This window comes from Nocardiopsis synnemataformans (assembly GCF_965343085.1).
GTDB lineage: Bacteria > Actinomycetota > Actinomycetes > Streptosporangiales > Streptosporangiaceae > Nocardiopsis > Nocardiopsis alborubida.
Map to the genome: position 1 here is coordinate 26,555 of NZ_CBDRFA010000076.1, position 12,830 is coordinate 39,384.

The 12,830-nt window shown below is 67.7% G+C and carries 21 protein-coding genes and 1 pseudogene; 3 read left to right on the forward strand and 19 right to left on the reverse strand.

All coding sequences use genetic code 11. The annotated features are described in order from the left end of the window. Positions 1 to 2: 2 nt before the first annotated feature. The 19 genes from ACSIH6_RS31740 to ACSIH6_RS31830 all read right to left on the reverse strand — a co-directional run bounded on the left by ACSIH6_RS31740 (position 3) and on the right by ACSIH6_RS31830 (position 9,922). Complete coding sequence (locus tag ACSIH6_RS31740) at positions 3 to 458, reverse strand: phage terminase small subunit P27 family (RefSeq protein ID WP_435112033.1); 456 nt, start codon at positions 456 to 458, stop codon at positions 3 to 5. Between the two features lie 62 nt (positions 459 to 520). Then, complete coding sequence (locus tag ACSIH6_RS31745; protein WP_435112034.1) at positions 521 to 724, reverse strand: hypothetical protein; 204 nt, start codon at positions 722 to 724, stop codon at positions 521 to 523. 38 nt (positions 725 to 762) lie between these two features. After that, the gene (locus ACSIH6_RS31750; protein ID WP_435112035.1) at positions 763 to 1,101 is read right to left on the reverse strand and encodes an HNH endonuclease; all 339 of its coding nucleotides are present in this window, start codon (positions 1,099 to 1,101) and stop codon (positions 763 to 765) included. A gap of 1 nt (position 1,102) precedes the next feature. After that, a complete protein-coding gene (locus ACSIH6_RS31755) occupies positions 1,103 to 1,372 on the reverse strand; it encodes a hypothetical protein (RefSeq protein ID WP_435112036.1) in 270 nt (89 codons plus the stop codon). Further along, positions 1,365 to 1,637 carry a hypothetical protein gene (locus ACSIH6_RS31760; RefSeq protein ID WP_435112037.1) on the reverse strand — a complete coding sequence of 91 codons (273 nt, stop codon included), beginning with the start codon at positions 1,635 to 1,637 and terminating at the stop codon, positions 1,365 to 1,367. The genes ACSIH6_RS31755 and ACSIH6_RS31760 overlap by 8 nt, the downstream gene beginning before the upstream one ends. A gap of 887 nt (positions 1,638 to 2,524) precedes the next feature. Further along, positions 2,525 to 2,944, reverse strand: a complete 420-nt coding sequence (locus ACSIH6_RS31765) for a hypothetical protein (RefSeq protein WP_435112038.1) — start codon at positions 2,942 to 2,944, stop codon at positions 2,525 to 2,527. A gap of 4 nt (positions 2,945 to 2,948) precedes the next feature. Beyond that, positions 2,949 to 3,170 (reverse strand): hypothetical protein, encoded by a 222-nt coding sequence (locus ACSIH6_RS31770; protein ID WP_435112039.1) that lies wholly within the window; start codon positions 3,168 to 3,170, stop codon positions 2,949 to 2,951. Then, entirely contained in the window at positions 3,167 to 3,829 is a 663-nt protein-coding gene (locus ACSIH6_RS31775; RefSeq protein WP_435112040.1) for a hypothetical protein, read from the reverse strand. The genes ACSIH6_RS31770 and ACSIH6_RS31775 overlap by 4 nt, the downstream gene beginning before the upstream one ends. Before the next feature lie 61 nt (positions 3,830 to 3,890). Continuing rightward, positions 3,891 to 4,019: a hypothetical protein gene (locus tag ACSIH6_RS31780; protein ID WP_435112041.1), complete on the reverse strand. Its 129-nt coding sequence runs from the start codon at positions 4,017 to 4,019 to the stop codon at positions 3,891 to 3,893. After that, positions 4,012 to 4,419 carry a hypothetical protein gene (locus ACSIH6_RS31785; RefSeq protein ID WP_435112042.1) on the reverse strand — a complete coding sequence of 136 codons (408 nt, stop codon included), beginning with the start codon at positions 4,417 to 4,419 and terminating at the stop codon, positions 4,012 to 4,014. Before ACSIH6_RS31785 ends, ACSIH6_RS31780 begins: the two co-directional genes overlap by 8 nt. An 84-nt stretch (positions 4,420 to 4,503) precedes the next feature. Then, positions 4,504 to 4,710 carry a hypothetical protein gene (locus tag ACSIH6_RS31790; protein WP_117198063.1) on the reverse strand — a complete coding sequence of 69 codons (207 nt, stop codon included), beginning with the start codon at positions 4,708 to 4,710 and terminating at the stop codon, positions 4,504 to 4,506. Continuing rightward, the gene (locus tag ACSIH6_RS31795) at positions 4,707 to 5,633 is read right to left on the reverse strand and encodes a hypothetical protein (RefSeq protein WP_435112043.1); all 927 of its coding nucleotides are present in this window, start codon (positions 5,631 to 5,633) and stop codon (positions 4,707 to 4,709) included. The genes ACSIH6_RS31790 and ACSIH6_RS31795 overlap by 4 nt, the downstream gene beginning before the upstream one ends. Then, complete coding sequence (locus tag ACSIH6_RS31800) at positions 5,630 to 5,872, reverse strand: hypothetical protein (protein WP_435112044.1); 243 nt, start codon at positions 5,870 to 5,872, stop codon at positions 5,630 to 5,632. Before ACSIH6_RS31800 ends, ACSIH6_RS31795 begins: the two co-directional genes overlap by 4 nt. After that, a complete protein-coding gene (locus ACSIH6_RS31805; protein WP_435112045.1) occupies positions 5,869 to 6,210 on the reverse strand; it encodes a hypothetical protein in 342 nt (113 codons plus the stop codon). The genes ACSIH6_RS31800 and ACSIH6_RS31805 overlap by 4 nt, the downstream gene beginning before the upstream one ends. Before the next feature lie 268 nt (positions 6,211 to 6,478). Beyond that, the gene (locus ACSIH6_RS31810) at positions 6,479 to 7,690 is read right to left on the reverse strand and encodes an AAA family ATPase (protein ID WP_435112046.1); all 1,212 of its coding nucleotides are present in this window, start codon (positions 7,688 to 7,690) and stop codon (positions 6,479 to 6,481) included. Continuing rightward, positions 7,687 to 8,577 (reverse strand): bifunctional DNA primase/polymerase, encoded by an 891-nt coding sequence (locus ACSIH6_RS31815; protein ID WP_435112047.1) that lies wholly within the window; start codon positions 8,575 to 8,577, stop codon positions 7,687 to 7,689. The genes ACSIH6_RS31810 and ACSIH6_RS31815 overlap by 4 nt, the downstream gene beginning before the upstream one ends. Beyond that, positions 8,574 to 8,888, reverse strand: coding sequence for a hypothetical protein (locus tag ACSIH6_RS31820; protein WP_435112048.1), 315 nt, complete (start codon positions 8,886 to 8,888; stop codon positions 8,574 to 8,576). Before ACSIH6_RS31820 ends, ACSIH6_RS31815 begins: the two co-directional genes overlap by 4 nt. Before the next feature lie 84 nt (positions 8,889 to 8,972). Further along, positions 8,973 to 9,524, reverse strand: coding sequence for a hypothetical protein (locus tag ACSIH6_RS31825; RefSeq protein ID WP_435112049.1), 552 nt, complete (start codon positions 9,522 to 9,524; stop codon positions 8,973 to 8,975). 125 nt (positions 9,525 to 9,649) lie between these two features. After that, entirely contained in the window at positions 9,650 to 9,922 is a 273-nt protein-coding gene (locus ACSIH6_RS31830) for a helix-turn-helix transcriptional regulator (protein ID WP_435112050.1), read from the reverse strand. Between the two features lie 315 nt (positions 9,923 to 10,237). Here ACSIH6_RS31830 and ACSIH6_RS31835 point away from each other — a divergent pair. The 3 genes and pseudogenes from ACSIH6_RS31835 to ACSIH6_RS31845 form a co-directional block, all read left to right on the forward strand. After that, positions 10,238 to 10,417 (forward strand): annotated as a pseudogene (locus ACSIH6_RS31835) (helix-turn-helix domain-containing protein); the annotation flags it as partial. Between the two features lie 81 nt (positions 10,418 to 10,498). Next, on the forward strand, positions 10,499 to 11,368 hold the full coding sequence (locus tag ACSIH6_RS31840) for a hypothetical protein (RefSeq protein WP_435112053.1): 870 nt from the start codon (positions 10,499 to 10,501) through the stop codon (positions 11,366 to 11,368). Further along, the gene (locus tag ACSIH6_RS31845) at positions 11,352 to 12,740 is read left to right on the forward strand and encodes a site-specific integrase (protein ID WP_435112051.1); all 1,389 of its coding nucleotides are present in this window, start codon (positions 11,352 to 11,354) and stop codon (positions 12,738 to 12,740) included. Before ACSIH6_RS31840 ends, ACSIH6_RS31845 begins: the two co-directional genes overlap by 17 nt. Positions 12,741 to 12,830: the final 90 nt, after the last annotated feature.

Here is a 12,830-nt window from a genome sequence, read left to right on the forward strand (position 1 = left end):
CATCAGGCGAACGGGTTCCCTTCGTCGGCGTCATCATCCGCCCCCCGTCCCAGGGCCTGCTCCGTCGAGGGGGTCAACCCGAAGTGCGCCGCCCACGCGCGCATCTCACGCCCGGCGTTGCGGGCGATACCGACGGCGGGGTGGGCGAGTGTTCCCTGCTTGGCCTCGATCGTCATGCCCTCGGCCTGCACGATCCGGGTCGCGTCAACGAACGTGGCCCACGCTTCGCAGTAGGCGGCCAGCGCGCCCCGGTCCTCGGGCTTGAGCAGGTCCAGGCGGGACAGGCCGGGCACGACCCGGTCCCACTCGGCGCGGGCCTCAGCGGTCATCCAGGCGGGAGCATCGGGCGGAATCCGCTTGAACGCCGGGACTGTGGGAACCTCGCGGCCGCCGGAGTCCTTGCCGTTGCCGCGGCCTTCGAGGAGGCGGAGCGCGGCGGGCTTGGCGGTGCGTCCCATGGGCAGACCCCCCCTTCAACATTCTGAGCGGGAGTACGCCGAGTTAACCGCGGCGCTGTCCGCTATGTCCGTTTTGGGGATCCGAACTCCCCTTCCCCCCTGGTGGGGGGCGGGTCCACCCATCCCACGTCGATCCACCCGGCCGGGGGTGTTGCGGATGTAGGCCGGGCCGGGGGCAGGTAGCCGCCGGTCGCGTAGGTGCCACGGCGCAGCGCCCGGACCACCAGCTTGAACGTGTTCCAGGTGCGCACGAGTGCTTCCCTCATGGTCCGGAAGGATGCCGTGAGGCGTGCCGTGATGGGTCTCATCGTCGGTTGTCCTGTCTGCTCTTCGCGTCGTGGCAGTCGTCGCAGAGCGGCTGGAGGTTCGCGCGGTCGAGCTTCGCGCCCTGCTTGGCCAGCGGCGTGATGTGGTCGACCTGCGTTGCCTCGGCACCGCAGCGGCGGCAGTCGGGTTCGTCGCGCAGGATCTTGTCGCGGAGCGCGCGCCACTGCCGCGTCCCGCCTTTGCCCCACGCTTTCGACCGGCGCTGCCAGGGCGGGGGCTGGTGGTCCTCGCACCGGCCCCGGTGGGTGGCCACCTCGGGGCAGGGGCGGCCGTCGTCTCCCCGGTGCCCGCACCGGGACGGGGCGGCGTAGGGCACGCTACTTCCCCCGGGTGGGCTTGGGGCCGTGGGTGCGCCCCCCGGTGCCCCAGATGGTGGGCCGGGGGGTGGCCGGAGCGGTCTCGTCCTGGTCCCCGCGGAGGGGGGACTTGCCGACCCGGGCCAGGCGCTTCCACGCCTCGCGGTCCTTGGCGGCCTTGGGGTCGTCCTCCGTGGCGGCCTGGGCGACCGCGAGCGCCCGGCGGAGCGCACCGAGTTCCTCGGTGGTGAGAGTGAGGGTGTGCGTGGTCTGGGTGGCCAGGTCAGCCATGGGTGCTGGGCTCCTTGGTCGGCGGGGTCCATCCGAGCGCTATGAGGGTGGCGCGGGTCTGGTCGGGGATGTCCACGTCCATCTGCCCCTCGATGGTGGACCTGTCCACAATCACGACGTCGAGGGTGAGGCGGGGCTCTTCGCCCTCGCGGGCGGTCAGGGCGAGCCCGTACAGCGACCGGGAGACCTGGGTTCCGCCGATGGCGACGGCCAGGTCCTCATAGCCGGGGGTGAGCCCGGTGATGCGGACGTCACGGGTGGGCATGGGGTTCCTCCGGAGGGGTGAGGGGTGAGGTGTCCCGCCCCGCTCGACGCTGGCACCCTCCAGAGCAGCGGAGCAGGGGCGGGACGTTGGGCGCCCGACAGTCGGGGACGCACCTCGGGGTAGTGCTTCCTATCGGGCGGGCTTCGTTGGATTTCGGTCAGGTCCGGAGCGTCAAGTTCTTGACCGCCCTTGGCCATCCCTTAGAAGGTCTGCGAGTTGCCGATTACTGTGGTCGATTAAAAGCGTCCACGAAGGAGCAAAATTGACTCTCCGAATACGGCGTCGTGTACGGAATTCCGCAATGGTGTTCGCGTTCATGGTGAGCACGGTGGTTATGACTGCGGTACCCGCGTCCGCGCACACGCTCGAACAGGCAGTCCGAGCGGGAGCCGGTTGCGGTTGGTCCAGCGGCGGGTACACCATTCAGGACTCGCAGACTCTCCGCACGAGCAACGGTGTGCAACTCGGGAGCATCTACCTGATGTGGAGTAGCACTTATCAGGAAAACTGCGTGGTCACCCTGAAGACTGGATCTGTCCATGGGGTGTCTAGCCACGTTGAGGCCCACCTCACCGGCATTAGGTCTGGGAACTTCCCGGATACCGGCAGCTACGCCCACTATGCTGCCGCCCATGCTTCACTGAGAGGCGAGTGCGTGGCTTACCGAGGTTCGATCACAGCTCCTAATGGCGACCATGCTTCGAGCCGGTTGGTGGAGTTCGGCTGGTGTGGCTGATTCCGTGCTGAACGGCGAGGGCCCCGCACCATCCGGTGTCGGGGCCCTTGAAGTCGGTGTGGACACAGCTCTGCCATCGCAGCTTGTCCGTCAGGAAGAAATGTACCACCAGTAAGGGGACTGTGGCGACTTACCCCTTACCGAAGTCTCATCACGTGTTGCTCTCGCACAGCCACAGCAGCACGGTCCGCACCTCTCCAGGGTCGGCCTCTTCTCCCGTGGCGTTCTTGTAGTCGAGCTGCCACATCAACACGGCGGCGTCTGCGGTCTCTTCGGTGTGGATGAGCATGCACGTCTGGTCGCGGGTCTCAGCGGGCACTTGGGCGTAGAGGGCGCTGATCTCCACCCAGATGTCTGGCAGATCATCGGTGCTGGTGGGTACTTCCTCGGGGGTCTCCGGGGTTGTGGAGGGCTCCGGGGAGGGCTCTTCGGTGGGTGTGGGTGCAGGGGTGGGGGATGCGGTGGCGTCCACGGGGTCAAGGGGATCGGCGGTGGGGGGCGGTCCGCTGGGGGGTGCCGCGCATCCGGTGAGAGCGAGGACGACGGCTGCGGTGGCGGCGAGGGTTCGCATGGGCTCATTCTCCCGGGTTCGTGTCGGTTCGGCGATGCTTCCAGTGGACGCGGCGGGCGGCTTCGCAGGTGTACACCTCGGACAGCCAGAACCGGGCGGGGCGCCCGCTGCCGGGGATGGTCTGGAGGTAGCCGCGGCGCTTCCAGGTGTCGATGGTGTCGCGGTCAACGTCGAGTTCGGCGGCGGCCTCGTTGGCGGTGACCTTGATGTCGCCCTGGCGGTTCATGCGCTGATCCCTTCGGTGATGGTGTGCCACTGGGCGGCGTGCCACTGGTGGCGGCGCGGGGTGGTCTCGTCCCCGCACGGGCAGGTGTCGTCGCCGCACCGGCACGCGACGTTGGAGCACGTGACGACGCCCCGGTCGGCGAGTTCGCGCAGCGACTTGGCCCCGCAGTGCGGGCAGCGGGCGGTCAGCTTGCGCACCTCGCCGGAGTCGCCGAGCGCCCACCGGGCCTTCGCACGGAGCCGGTACGCCTCGGATAGGACGTGCGTCATCAGGTCGTCGACGGCGGCCACCTTCGGCAGCAGCTTCACGATCGTGCCGATCCGACGGTTGGTGGTCGCGGCCGGGGGCATCTGCGGGGCGACCCGGTCGCGGACGGCCTCTTCGAGGTCGGCGATGTCGAGGTCGATGTCGCGGCGGGTCTGCATGACGGTGATGTCGCCGGGGGCCGGGGACGCGCCGAGGGGCTTGATGCCGTGGGCGAGCTGGGTGAGCGCGTCGTGCCGCTCCAGGGTGTGGAGGCGTCCGGCGTCGGCGATCTGCTCGGGTGTGGGGCCCCAACCGGTGGGGCGGTGGATGGGGTGGGTGGTGTCGCGCATGTCGGCGAGGAGCGACCGGAGGTCGTTGAGTGCGGCGTAGGCCTGGGCGGTGCGGTCGGTCATGGTTCCCCCGAGGTGGTGCGGTGCGCAGGGGTACCGAGATGGTCGGTACCCCTGCCAGGTGCTACTGGTTTTCGGGCTTGTGGTCGGTGATGGCGGCCAGCTTGTCGACGGCCTGGTCGACGTGGTCGGCGAAGGTGTCGGCGAGTTCGTTGAGGCGGTCAGCGATCTTCTGAGCTACCTGGTCATTCACCGGAGCTGTCCTTTCGCAGAGCGACGGCGAGGATGATGTCCGCTTCGAGGACCGCTTCGAGCCCTCGGCAGGTACGGGCGGCCTGGTGGACGAGAACTGCGGAGAGCTCATCCGTGGCGCGGTAGAACGACCCCACGGGAGGCAGCGCCAGCACATCGCCGACTTCCTCGGCCGCCTGGAGAACCCACCACAGCGGCTCCGCGGGCGCGGTCACCGCTACCGGGCGTCGCCAGGCGAAGGGACTGGTCCGGAGAGCGTCCGCGAGCTCGCTGACCGCCGCGAGGACCTCGGGGCGGCAGTCCCACACGCCGAGGTTCCGGGCGGCCCGAAGGTAGGTGAGGACCGTGTGCAGGTGGTCAACGTGGACCAGGGTGCTCTCGGGCGGGTTGATCAGCGGCATGGTCTGGCCTTCCTGGTGATGTGCGATCCTGGGCGGCGGGACCGGGGCGGTAGGAACGCCCCGGTCCTCACTTCGTCCGGTGGGTCATCGGGTCGCGCGCTCGTTGATCAGCCGCATCACCTCGGCGGCGTGCCGGGTGCAGACCTGGATGACCTTGGGGTCGCGGTCCAGGGCCTCGCCGGTGCAGCGTTCGCCGTTGGAGCGCAGGACCCTGCACTGCGGTCGCGGGTTGGCGGGGACCTGGGTGAGGGCGTCCTTGAACGTCACGCCGGGGCGGGTCTTGGTGGTCACTGGTCGTTCCCTTCGTTGGTGGTGCAGGCGGGGCAGTCGAGGCGGCCGTCCGGGCGGACCTTCCACGCGTCGCCGGGGTGCCATTCCGTGGGGTCCGTGCGGCCAGCGGTCGTGGCGGCGGTGATCGCCCCGGTGGCGGTCGGAGCGTGGAGGCCGGTGCCCTCCCAGTTCGTGAAGTGGACGCCGCAGGAAGCGCACACCACGACCCGGCATGCGGTGGTGGACCGGACGGGGACGCTGGCGTCTACCTCGAACCCCTCGTAGGCGAGCTTGTCCCGGTGGGCTTCGGCTTCTTCGCGGGTCGGCCAGTGGCCGTTGGCGGCGGCCGTGGCGAGGAACCCGGTGGGGTCGGTGAGGGTCCAGCAGCCGGACACGGTGACCGTGGCGAGCGCGGACAGGTCCCCGGGCAGGGTGGGTGTAGCTACACCCGGCGGCGCCCAGGTGACCGTGTAGTCGATGGCGTCGAGGACGTCGAGGAGCGGCCCCTGCCCTTCGAGGTAGGCCCGGAGGGTGACGGTCTGGCCGGTGTCGGCGACGAGGACGGGGTCGATCATGCCGGTGCCGTACTCGGTGGCGAGGGCAGCCCAGGCGACGACCGGGGAGGACCAGGACTGCCCGGCCTGGGTGAAGGTGATGGTCCACCCGGGGTCGGCGGGGGTGAGGTTGAGGATGGCACCCGGGGCGGGCAGGTCGGCGGTGACCCGGATGTTGTCGGGGGTGACGTCGAGGTCGACGCATCCGCGGTGGCCGTTCCGGGAGTTGGCGGGGCAGAAGTGCCACCGGCCGTCGTCGAGGGTTGTGCACTCCTCGATGGGCGGCGGGGCGGTCGCGGTCTGGTGGTGAGGTGCTCCGGATGGGGTGTCCGGGTTGCCGGTGAGGGCGTCCCAGATCATCGGGCCGAACCGGTCTTCCTGGAGAGTCACGGGGTCTCCTTCGGGTTGGTGTGCTGGTCGTGGAGTTCGCTGATGAGGGTCGTGGCTGCGGTCCGGATGGTGTCGTCGAGGCGGGCGGTTGCGAGCATTCGCAGCGCCCCCTTGACCGTTTTGGCTTCGCTCAGGACCACCAGGGCGCACCCGGCGGCCTTGCGGGACAGGGACCCCGCCGGGGCCGCAAGGAGGCGGAACCTCACGGCCTCGGCGAGCGGCGCCAGCGGGGAGGTCACCGGGAGTCCGTGTTTCGCTTCTCGACGGCTTGGCGGACCTCGGCTTTGGTGATGTACGTGTCGGGTCCGAGCTCCATCCAGAAGTTCGGTTGGGTGCCGGCAGGAGTGAGGCCTTCCCCGGGGACGACCAGGGCGGCTACGACGCGATGCGAGAGACGCCCGAGGGCGGGCAGGTCTTCCATCGTTCGGGTGTCGAAGGTGACTTGCTCCTGTACCAGCCATCCGGGGAGCGGTTCGCGGGTGAGGGGCTGGTCGGGGTCATCGGGGAGGAAGGCGAGCTCCCATCCGGGAGGGGCGGGGCGGAAGTCGATGGTGTCCCAGTAGGTGTCGGTGGTCATGAGGCTCCCTAATTAAGAAATGATTGATGTATATGTATTTATGCGTCTGACCTGCGGAAACGCTTGACATGATTGGTGACGTGTATGTGACGTGATTGAGGGGCTTGACGCGATTGGGCTGACCTGCGGAAACGCACGTTTCCGCAGGTGGTGCCAATCACGTCGCTGGTCCCATGCGCGTCACCAATCACGTCAGGGGCAGGAGCCCCGTTTCCGCAGGTCACGGCCAATCCCGTCAATCGCGTCAACGCCGTCATGTATGGGCGGGTCACTTGGCGTCCTCGGGGGCGTACTCGGGCAGGTACCAGTACGACTGCTTGTTGTCGCCGAACCCGACCTGCTTGTACTTCACGCCGAGGCGCTTCCTTGACCGGTCGATGGAGGAGTCGCTGAACCCGGCCTTCCTTGAAAGCTTCCGGATGTCGCTCAGCACGCCCGTGCCGCCCTGGTCCTCCAGGTACTCGCGCAGCCAGTCCCCGGCCTCGGTGACCGCACTCTTGTCTTCGTCGGGGCGTCCGGCCTGCTGCATCTGCTCCTTGACGGAGGTGCTCGACTCGGACCCGAGAACGAACCGGGAGATGTACGCGGGCTCGTCGCCGGGGATGTCCACGGTCACGGGCTGGATCGTGTACTCGTGGCTGGGCAGGTCGGTGCGACCCAGGTTGTTCTTCTCCAGGCTCATCACGAACCCGGGTTCGTCGTCCTCGGACTCCTCCACGCGGGAGAACACGATGGCCGAGCGGATGAGCTGACCGAACGCCCCCGACCCCGCGATGCGGCTCAGCGGGTCGGCGGCGCCCGACTTGGTGAAGTGGGCCAGAGCGAGGATGGTGAAGTGGTTCTTGTCCGCAGCGGCGATGAGCGGTTCGAGGGCCTGGCGGACCTCTGCGGCCCTGTAGTCGTTGATCTTGCCGTCGATCATGGACAGCAGCGGGTCGGCGACGAGCAGCCCCACCCCGTACTCCTCGGCGGCCTTGCCCAGACGCGCGATATCCAAGGGCAGGGTGAGGCGGGCGTGGGCCTCTTGGTCGTCGGACACGTCCACCTGAAACACGAGGTCCAGGTCCGCTCCGGCTGCAACGAGTCGCGGGGCGATCGTGTACGCCCACGAGTCCTCCGTGGCGGCGTAGATGACCGACCGGGGTTTGCCCCAGAGCTCCCCCGGCAGCGTGCCCGTAGTGATGCGGGCAGTCATCCACACGGCGAACTGGGACTTGCCGAGCCCGGGTCCTCCGGCAGCGATGCACAGCGAGTTCATAGGGATGCGCCCGTGCGAAGTGGGTGCCGCCCACTCGGGGGTCGTGTCCCACAGCCACCGCACCTTGCGCATGCGGATCTTGGAGGCCGGGGTGAGGACCAGGCGGCGCTCTGATTCGGGCCGGTCCTCCGGCGACGGCTTGTCGGCCGGGTCCGGAGGTTCGAACCCCGCCCGAGCGAACCCCTCGCGGAGGATCTCGTCCTCTGGGCTGATGGTGGTCAACGCATCCCCTTGCGCATGCCAGAACCGATGGTGCCTCGCCCGGGGGCGGTCCCGTACTCGCTGGGCGGCAGCCCGAGGCGTTCGGCGGCCGTCGCGAGGACCTCGTAGGCGGCCTGCTCGGTGAGCTCGCCCGAGGCGACCAGTTCCCCGGCTTGTGCGGCAGCCCAGTGCAGCCGGTCGTTGCGTCCTCCCTCTTGGGCTTCAAGGAGGGAGCGCACGATGCCGCGCAGCCGGTTCTGCGTGATGGTGCTGTAGTCGCGCGGGGTGATCGGCTGGCGGGGCTTCTCGGGCGGCTGGATGTGCGCGAGTAGCCGCGGGTGAAGGTGGTCCCGGGGCGCGGTCGGATAGTCCCAGTGCCACCGGTACGGCTGCCCGGTGCGCGGGTGGATCGACGGAGGGGCGACTACATAGCCACCGTCCGCCTTGACGTCGACCTTGGCTCCGGCCTTGCCAGCGCCCGACAGGACCTTGCCGCCGGGGTGCTGGTAGAAGAGGTGCCACCCGCCGGAGCCGGTGCGCACGGCCGCAGTCTCGCGGATGACCCCGTGAGCCTTCATGTTCGCGAGCGTCTGGAGGCCTTCGGGCGGGTCCACGTCGATGACGACGAGGTTGGACACGACCCCCGTGCGGATGAACAGCAGCCCGTCAGGGTGCCGCGCGAGCATCTCGTCGACGCGGTCCATGTCGTTGGTCGCGGCGTAGAAGCCGTGGCACGTCAGACACGTGCACGCCTCCTTCTCCTCAACGGTGTCGTGGTAGCCGACCTGGGCGCACTGATCGCAGTTCGCCAGAGGCATCTTGGCGGGACCGAGGACGCCGATCTTCCAGCCGTTCTCGACGTAGATCTCGGCGAACTCGCGCCGGGTGACGGGTTCAGCGACGCTCACGCGGCACCTCCGAGGGTCTCGCCGCGGAACCGGTTCTCAGCTGCGATAGCGGCGTGTACGGCCTCGTCGAGGGCGAGCGGGACGGTGGTGTTGACGTGGACGATGACCTCGGGCGCGTCCACCAGGTAACACCCCAGGGGGTGCAGCGCCCCGGGCCGCACGAAGGTGACCGGCCCGGTGATGTGGAGGTCGATGGGGCATCCGGCGGGGATGGGTCCGGCGGTGGCCCAAGCCGCGGCGGCGGCCTCGGTGGTGAGGATGCCGTCGGCGACGGTGATGGTGATGTGGCCGCGGATGCGGACGGTGGTCATGCTTCCCCCGAAGACATGGACGGTGGTTGGTGGGTCCGGGGGCGGCGCCTCCATGTGCGAGTGGAGGCGCCGCCGCTTCGGGGGTCAGTCGATGCGGCCGAGCTCCGCGAGGATGCGGAACACCTCGCCACGCGTGGTGTCCATGGAGGGCACGTACACGACCAGTTCGCGGCCGGTCTCGGTCTGGTTGGTGGCGACCACGCCGGGGAAGCCGTCGCCGTAGGCGGCGCTCATGTCCTCGTCGACCCGGGCGAACACGGGGATGCGCTCGTCGAGGAACTCGACGGTGGCGACCTCCGCGTGGTGGACGGTGCGCCCGTTGGCGAGCTTGCGCGGCTGCCAGGCGATGGGCCCGGCGAGGTGGGGGCGACGCTCGGCGAGGAACGCGGGGGCGTGCAGGAGGACGCGCGGGGTGGCGCTCTCCTTGTCCGGCACGGGGTAGGCGATGAGCTGCCAGTCGGGCGTGGTGACCGTCGCCGGGTAGGCGGCGAGGTCGCGGTCGTACTTGGCGTAGCGGTCGGCGTCGACGTGGGTGTGGACGATCCAGGTCGTTCCGGCGACGGTGACCCATCCGAGGTGGGCGGTGTCGTCGTCCCAGGTGAGGGCGGGGCTGGTGGTGTTCGCGGAAGTCTGCACAGCTATCCCCTTGTGGGTATGCCTCGTAGCCGGACGGCGCATGGCGCGGTCGGCGAGGTGGTGAAGAAGGGGTCGGCGAAGGTCAGGGCCGACGCGGGACGCTGCTGGGCAGCGTCAGGAGCGCGTCAGGCGCTGGCGTGCCGGGCCTGGTCAGCGAGCCTCTCGGCTTCCAGGTGCGCGAGGACATCGGTCTTCCACGCAACGACGCGAGCCCCGGACTTGAAGAGGTAGGGGGCCTTGCGCTGATTGCGGAGCCAGCGGAGGGTGGCCTCAGAGGTGCGCATGAGCTCGGCGACCTCGGGCAGCAGCAGAAGCTGGTCGTCGTCCCTGTTGGGGGAGATCACGGCGGGTTCGCCGGAATGCGGTTGGGTGGCTCGGGTAGCCTGAGTAGCGCGCATACCCGTTCTCCTTCTGTCTTTGGCGAGACCGTTGGACGGCTTGTGCATCGGGTCAGTAGGGGAGGTAGGAGCCCCCTGCTGGCCCTTCGTCGTCCTAGGGGTAGGAGCCCTAAGAGTTCGATGAGGCCACACTAGCACCATCAATAACCAAAGTGTGCGCACAGTACGCACACTATGTGAAGTTGGTGGGTTCCTACAGTCATCCCATGTATGCCCAAACTGTGCGGATGGCGTTGACTCTCGTTGGTGTTCGTTGGATACTTTGTGCAAGTGCCGACGGTGTGTCGGTGTCTCCACTTCCCCAAGGTGACGAACATGACGAACACTGAACCTTCGCTGGGCGCAGTGGTCTCTCGGCGCAGAGAAGACCTGGATCTCAGTCAGGTTGACCTGGCCTGGCTCGCTCGGGTTAGCCGCAACACCATCTCGAACATGGAACGAGGACAAGGAAGCCCCGCTGGCAACACGGTGGCTCGTGTCGCACATGCTCTCGGCGGGAACAGTGACGCACTCTCTGCTCTCGCATCTGGTCCGCACGAAGCAGGTCCGGGGTGGAGTGGTCTTCGAGGTGCCAACATGGGGCTTGATGACCTGTGGATAACTGAGAAGCCGGTGGCTGCTGCCGTCCTTGGTTTGATACTGAACCTGAATGCTTCAGAATCGGTGATAGGGGCCCGGAGGGCGGCTGATGCATGGAACGAAGTTCACAGCGCGAAGACGGTCTTGATTTCTCGGGGTTCGGGTGACTTCGGTATAACCGAGGGGCAGCTAGATACGGGGCTTTCGGGGCTCCGTAGGTACCTCCTTCCAAGCCTTGGTTCAGATGAATCATCGGAATTTATTCGGGAGTGGTTTCAAGATCACGGGTGGTCTCCTGAAGACGATCTAGCCGAACAGGAGTCTTTTTCGGTGCGGTCTTCCTCTTCACGCCTTATCTCTGAGGGCTCCGGCCACCAGGTGAAAAAGGCTGTTCTCGAAGCCCTGAAGGAGTGGGAGGAAGAACAGTCACCCAGTGTTGCTGAAGTTATGGAGACAGTGGCAAAGATCCTGGAAGATGGCAAGGCTGAACTTGCGGCTTTTCGTCGTTTGCCTATCATGGTTCAGCGAACACTTCTTGCGTCTGACTTCGGTGACTACACCTTCTTCAGGCCGAAGGACCTGGGTGGAGCTTCACACATCCTCTTGACCTTCACGGATCGTGAGGACCCCTGGTTTGATCAAAAGAAGGCTTTGGATTCACATATGAATGCTTTGGTTGCTCTAGATATAGCGACTCGACTAATCTATAAAACGGATAGTAGGAATCCTACTTTCGAAGAAGTATTTAATACCGTTCGGCAAAGTCTCGACTTGCATGGACGAGGAGTCCGCGATCCTGGTGGGTTCCTTGAACTCGGCTCATATGAAAACGCAGACCCGGAGGCTAGGGATGGCTCGACCGAGTAACGGCCAGGTGGTCAAGCGGTGCGCGTGCCGCGACCCCCACACCAACAAGCAGCTCGGGGCGAAGTGCCCCCAGCTCTCCAAACGCGACCACGGAGCCTGGTGGGCCCGCTACACCGCCCCCGCCGGCGAGGACGGCAAACGCCGGCGCCCGTGGATCGGCCCCTACGACACCAAGACCGAGGCCAACGCCGAACTGCGCAAAGCCGTCAACGAGGTCGAGGAGCTCGGGTTCGTCCCCGACCGCACCGTCACCGTCGAGGCCTACCTGCGGTCGTGGCTCGAAGGCAAGAAGGGCCTCAAGCAGTCCACCCTCGACTCCTACACCGAGGCCTGCGAGCTCTACTACATCCCCGCCCTGGGGCACCTGAAGCTCACCGAGCTCCGAGACCACCACCTGTCGGCGCTGTACACGGCCATGGGGCAGATCAACAACCTGCCCGAGGGTGAGAAGCCCACGGAGATGCTGCGGCGGCTCCTCACCACGCGTGCGCTCGCCCCGAAGATCAAGCTCGCCGAGGGGGAGAAGGTGGGGCTCAAGCGCAAGCGCCCCCTGTCCGCGGCGCGCATCCGCCGAATCCACGCGGTGATCTCCTCGGCGCTGGGCACGGCGGTGAAGAAGAAGCTCATCACCGTGAACCCGTCCTCGTTCGTGGAGCTGCCGAAGGCGAAGAAGTCCCGGCCGCTGGTGTGGACCGCGGAGCGGGTGCGCCGCTGGCAGGAGAACGGGCACCGCCCCGGGCGGGTGATGGTGTGGACCCCGCAGCAGGCGGGCGTGTTCCTGGACTACGCCGAGTCGACGCACGAGCGGCTGTTCCCGCTCTTCCACCTGGTGATCACCCGGGGCCTGCGTCGTGGGGAGGTGGCGTCCGCCCTGTGGGTGGACACCGACCTGGACGAGGCGAAGACCATGAGCGTGCTCGCCGGACCGGACGAGGAGGACGAGGGGCCCAAGACCGAGAAGTCGGTCCGCACCTTCAGCCTCGACGAGGCGAACATCGCCCTGCTGCGCAAGTGGCGCGCGGTCCAGAACGCCGACCACTTGGCGGCCGGTGAGGGCTGGGTCGACTCGGGGCTGATCTTCACCCGTCCGGACGGGTCCGCGTTCCGCGACGAGTACCTGAGCGAGCGCTTCGCGGCCGTGGCGAAGGCGGCGGGGCTGCCCCCGATTCGGTTCCACGACGCGCGCCACTGTGCGGCGAGCTTCGCTCTGGCGGCCGGGGTGGACATGAAGGTGGTGTCGGCGACGCTGGGGCACTCCCGGTACAGCTTCACCGCGGACACGTACACGTCGGTGGTGCCGGAGGTCGCGGCGGCGGCTGCGGAGGCGACCACGGCGATCATTCCTCGTCGGCCACGGTTGGGCGCGGTGTGAGGCTGTGGCCAACCGTTTGGCCTCACGTTGGCCTCACACGGCCTAGGATGGAACGACGAAGGGGCCCCACCCGATGGGCGGAACCCCTTC